We start from the raw sequence: 2,267 nt of genomic DNA, 5'->3' as shown, positions 1-2,267 counted from the left end.
GCGCTCACCGGCGGGCCGGAGGGCGACACCCTGATCCGCCGCGCCGCCCGCGTCGCCGCCCGCACCAAGGGCGCCGACCTGCTGGCCGTCCACGTTCTGCCCGGCGACGGCCTCACCGGCGCCGATCCCGCGCACCTCGTGCGGCAGAGGGCCCTCGTGGAGAACCTCGGCGGCACCTACCACCAGGTCGTCGGCGACGACGTCCCGTCCGCGCTGCTGGACTTCGCGCGGGGCGTCAACGCGACCCAGCTGGTGCTGGGCGCCTCCCGGCGGGGCCGGGTCGCCCAGCTCTTCTCCCGGGGCGTCGGCGTGACGACGACCGCCCACTCCGGCCCGATCGACGTCCACCTGGTCACCCACGAGGAGGTCAGCAAGGGACGCCGGGCCCGGCCGTCGCGCGGCGGCCTCACCCGCCGGCGGCGCACCGCGGGCTTCGCGATGGCCGCCGCGCTCCTTCCGCTGCTCACCCTGGTGCTCCACCACCTGCAGGGAGAGTTCTCCCTGCCCAGCGACATCCTGCTGTTCCTCGTCCTGGTCATCGGGGTCGCGCTGGTCGGCGGCCTGTATCCCGCGCTCTTCACCGCGGTGTTCGGGTCGCTCCTGCTGAACTTCTACTTCACGCCGCCGCTCAACCGGTTCACGATCTCCGAGCGGGAGAACCTGCTGGCCCTGGTGGTCTACGTCGTCGTGGCCGCCGCCGTCAGCGCCGTGGTCGACCTGAACTACCGGCGCAGCCGCGAGGCGGCCCGGACCCGGACCGAGGCCGAGGTCCTGTCCGCCCTCGCGGGCGGGGTGCTGCGCGGCCAGAGCACGCCGCGCGACATCCTGGAGGACCTGCGGCAGACCTTCGGGCTCACGGCGGTGACCCTGCTGGAGCGCGAGCCGGAGTCCGCCGGGACGCTCGGCTCGCAGGGCGATCCGGACCGCTGGCGCATCGTGTCGACGGCCGGGGGCCCGCCCTGCACCGCCCCGAAGGCGGGCGAGACCGGGATCCCGATCGACGACGGCCTCGTCCTGGTGCTGCGCGGCCGGACGCTGCGGGCCGAGGACCGCCGGGTGGTGGAGGCCTTCGCGGCCCACGCCGCGGCAGCGCTGCAGCAGCAGCGGCTGACCGCCGAGGCCGAGCGGGCGCGTCCGCTGGCCGAGGCCGACCGGGTCCGCACCGCCCTGCTCAACGCCGTCGGCCACGACCTGCGGACCCCGCTGTCCTCGGCGAAGGCGGCCGTGGACAGCCTGCGCAGCCCCGATGTCACCTGGATCGAGGAGGACCGGGACGAACTGGTCGACACCGCCGCCGAGTCCCTGGCGCGGCTCGACCGGCTCGTGACCGACCTCCTCGACATGAGCCGGCTGCAGGCCGGCGTGCTCGGCGTCGTCGCGCGGCCCCTGGCGGTCGAGGACGTCGTGCCCCGCGCCGTGGCCTCCCTCGACCACCCCGGCGCGGCCGGGGTGCGCATCCGGATCTCCGGCGGGCTGCCCGAGGTGCCGGCCGATCCGGTCCTGCTCCAGCGGGTGCTGGCGAACCTGGTCGCCAACGCCGTCCGCCACAACCCTCCCGGGGAGCGCGTCACGGTGACCGCGAGCGCCCACGCGGACCGGGTCGAGCTGCGGGTGATCGACCGCGGTCCCGGAATCCCCGCGTCCGAGAGGGACGCCGTCTTCGCGCCCTTCCAGCGGCTGGACGACCGCGGCGACGGCGCCGGTGTCGGCCTCGGGCTGGCGCTGGCGCGGGGGATGACCGAGGCGATGGGGGGCACCCTCCTTCCCGAGGAGACTCCCGGCGGCGGGCTGACCATGGTGGTCACCCTGCGGACCGGCGGCCGTTAAGAAAGCGTCAAATCCCGGTCCGCGGGGACGGACCGCGCAGGGCCGCCCACCGGGCTTTGCTAGATTTCGCCAGGCCTCATAAAGGGACAATTCAGGCGAGGGGGAGGCGGCGCTCGGCATGGGCAGGCGGGGCGCATGGCGCATCTATCTGGGCGCGGCGCCCGGGGTGGGCAAGACCTACGCCATGCTGAACGAGGGCCGGCGGCGCGCCGGGCGCGGCACGGACGTGGTCGTCGGGCTCGTCGAGACCCACGGGCGCTCCCGGACGGCCGAGCAGATCGGCGACCTGGAGGTCGTCCCGCCCCGCCGCACGCGCCACCGGGGGGCGCGGCTCACCGAGCTGGACGTGGACGCCCTGCTCGCCCGCCGTCCCGAGGTCGCGCTGGTCGACGAACTGGCCCGCGCCAACGCGCCGGGAGGCCGCAACGCCCACCGGTGGC

1 protein-coding gene and 1 pseudogene are annotated in these 2,267 nt (G+C 75.7%); both read left to right on the top strand.

Annotated elements, in window-relative coordinates:
• Window positions 1–1,827: ATP-binding protein (locus tag AB0C69_RS41445; protein ID WP_360362229.1), on the top strand; the 1,827-nt coding region annotated here is incomplete at its 5' end.
• 118 nt (window positions 1,828–1,945) lie between these two features.
• Window positions 1,946–2,267: pseudogene (locus tag AB0C69_RS41440) on the top strand (histidine kinase); the annotation flags it as partial.

The organism is Actinomadura sp. NPDC048032, from assembly GCF_040653175.1.
Classification (GTDB): Bacteria; Actinomycetota; Actinomycetes; order Streptosporangiales; family Streptosporangiaceae; genus Spirillospora; species Spirillospora verrucosospora.
The sequence above is the reverse complement of the archived record's forward strand: the minus strand, read 5'-3'. Positions and strand labels throughout refer to the sequence as shown.